At 60.7% G+C, this 2016-nt stretch carries 2 protein-coding genes and 1 pseudogene; 2 read left to right on the top strand and 1 reads right to left on the bottom strand.

Annotation, left to right across the window (positions count from 1 at the left end; genetic code table 11):
• Positions 1–164: 164 nt before the first annotated feature.
• Together amrB and amrA are read left to right on the top strand one after the other, a co-directional pair.
• Positions 165–989 carry an AmmeMemoRadiSam system protein B gene (gene amrB / locus JNL55_RS18900; RefSeq protein WP_293857135.1) on the top strand — a complete coding sequence of 275 codons (825 nt, stop codon included), beginning with the start codon at positions 165–167 and terminating at the stop codon, positions 987–989.
• Complete coding sequence (gene amrA, locus JNL55_RS18895) at positions 961–1518, top strand: AmmeMemoRadiSam system protein A (protein ID WP_293857132.1); 558 nt, start codon at positions 961–963, stop codon at positions 1516–1518. Before amrB ends, amrA begins: the two co-directional genes overlap by 29 nt.
• A 3-nt stretch (positions 1519–1521) precedes the next feature.
• Here the strand turns inward: amrA and JNL55_RS18890 are convergent.
• Positions 1522–2016, bottom strand: a pseudogene (locus tag JNL55_RS18890) (alpha-amylase); the annotation flags it as partial.

Raw genomic sequence — 2016 nt, 5'->3', positions numbered from 1 at the left:
CGACATTCGCGCGGACAAACGTCGCACTGAACACGCCCATCCTCCAGCACGTGCCAGTACCTGGTCGGCCAATGCTTACTGGTTTCGTCTTTCATCACCGCGGACACAGGGGTATACATTAGCGCTCGTTCGGCATCATGCGCCTAACCAGGAGCGCGGGAAACGTGAACAGCAGGGTCCGACCGCCAGCCGTTGCCGGCCTGTTTTATCCCGGCGACGCGACGGAACTGCGGGATGCGGTATCGGCGTATTTAGCACAGGCTGCGATTGTCGCTGGCCCAACTCCTAAAGCTTTGATCGTGCCGCACGCGGGCTATATCTATTCAGGCGCGATCGCTGCTGCCGCGTACTCGCAGGTCGCACCTCTGCGTCGGCAAATTCGACGCATCGTGCTCATCGGTCCCAGTCATCGCGTCTATCTGCGCGGCATGGCAGTGCCCGCGGCCGAAATTTTCCAGACACCGCTGGGGGCGATTCCCATAGATCGCGAGCTCAAGGCGCGCGTGCTTGCCGATGAGCAAGTGGTCGAATCCGATGCGCCGCATGCAAGCGAGCACAGTCTGGAAGTTCAGCTGCCGTTCCTGCAAATGCTGTTCGATGATTTCACGCTACTGCCGATTGCACTGGGCTCGACAGCACCGCCGACTGTTGCCGGCGCGCTCGCGGCAGTGTGGGGCGATGAACAAACATTGCTGCTGGTCAGCTCCGACTTGAGTCATTACTTGCCGTACGACCAAGCACGCGCCATCGATTCGGAAACCAGCGCCGCGATTCAGCGCAACGATCCGACGCTGACCGGCGAGCAAGCGTGCGGCTGCATCGGCATCAACGGTTTGTCTATTCTCGCTCGCCAGCGTGGTGCGCAAATCCAGGAGATAGCTCGCTGCAATTCCGGCGACACGGCCGGCGATCGGGATCGAGTGGTGGGTTACGGAGCCTTCGGATTCCATGAGTCTGTCCATGAGTCTGGACCTGGCACAACGCTCTGAACTGCTCGCGCTGGCGCGAGCATCGATACAAGCCGCTTTGCCTGGAGGCGAACTGGCTGCCTATCGCGGCGAGCCAGCGTCACCAGAATTGAATCGTCCGGGCGCGTCGTTCGTGACGTTGCGCATTGGAGAAGAACTGCGCGGCTGCTGCGGCAGCATCGAAGCCACACGACCGCTGCATGCGGATGTTTGGAACAACGCATGGGCATCGGCGTTCGCCGATCCCAGATTTCCTGCGCTGACCCCGGCCGAATGGATCGACACAGGCATTGAGATCTCAGTATTGAGCGAGCCGGTCCGCTGCGCCGTACGCGATCAGCTCGAGTTGCTGGAAGTGCTGAGGCCAGGCATCGACGGTGTGATCCTGCAGGTCGGCGCTCGACGCAGCACGTTTCTACCCGCTGTCTGGGAGCAACTCCCGGACGCTTCGCAGTTCATCCGTCATTTGAAATTGAAAGCCGGCTGGCCAGTGGATTTCTGGCCAGCCGACATGCAGGTGTGGCTCTACACCACGCAGAGTTTCAGTTAACGCTCAACCGTACTCGATGGATGACCGCGTCTGTTCCAACAGCGTGTCGATGGCCGCGGACACCATTTCAGGACGCCGCTCCAACTCGCCACGCAAGGCGTGCACCGAGCGGATGACCATGAACAACTTGAGCAGTCGCTGCGCAGCTGCCTCATCCGACGGCAACACCCCTGCTTCAATCACACTGCGCCGATAACCCTGCAGGAACGCACGTGTCGTTAGCGTCAGCCACTGCCCCAAGTCGGGTTCGAGCCGTTCGCGTAGCTCAGGCCGGTGCACGATTGCATGCTCCAACGCGACAGTGCGCGCGTAACGGAATGAAATCAGCACGCTGGCCACGTCATGCAACGGCGATTCTTTTTGCCGCCGTTCAGCCAGCGGCAACGTCATGTCGCCTTCGAAGCCGGTGAGCAGGAAATCATCCGCGACTAGCAGGATTTTCGCCAGATGCAGGTTGCCGTGAATGCGGGTTCGTAGACCGTTGACCGGCTCGGCGGT

This window comes from Steroidobacter sp., from assembly GCF_016790065.1.
Taxonomy (GTDB): domain Bacteria; phylum Pseudomonadota; class Gammaproteobacteria; order Steroidobacterales; family Steroidobacteraceae; genus Steroidobacter.
The sequence above is the reverse complement of the archived record's forward strand: the minus strand, read 5'-3'. Positions and strand labels throughout refer to the sequence as shown.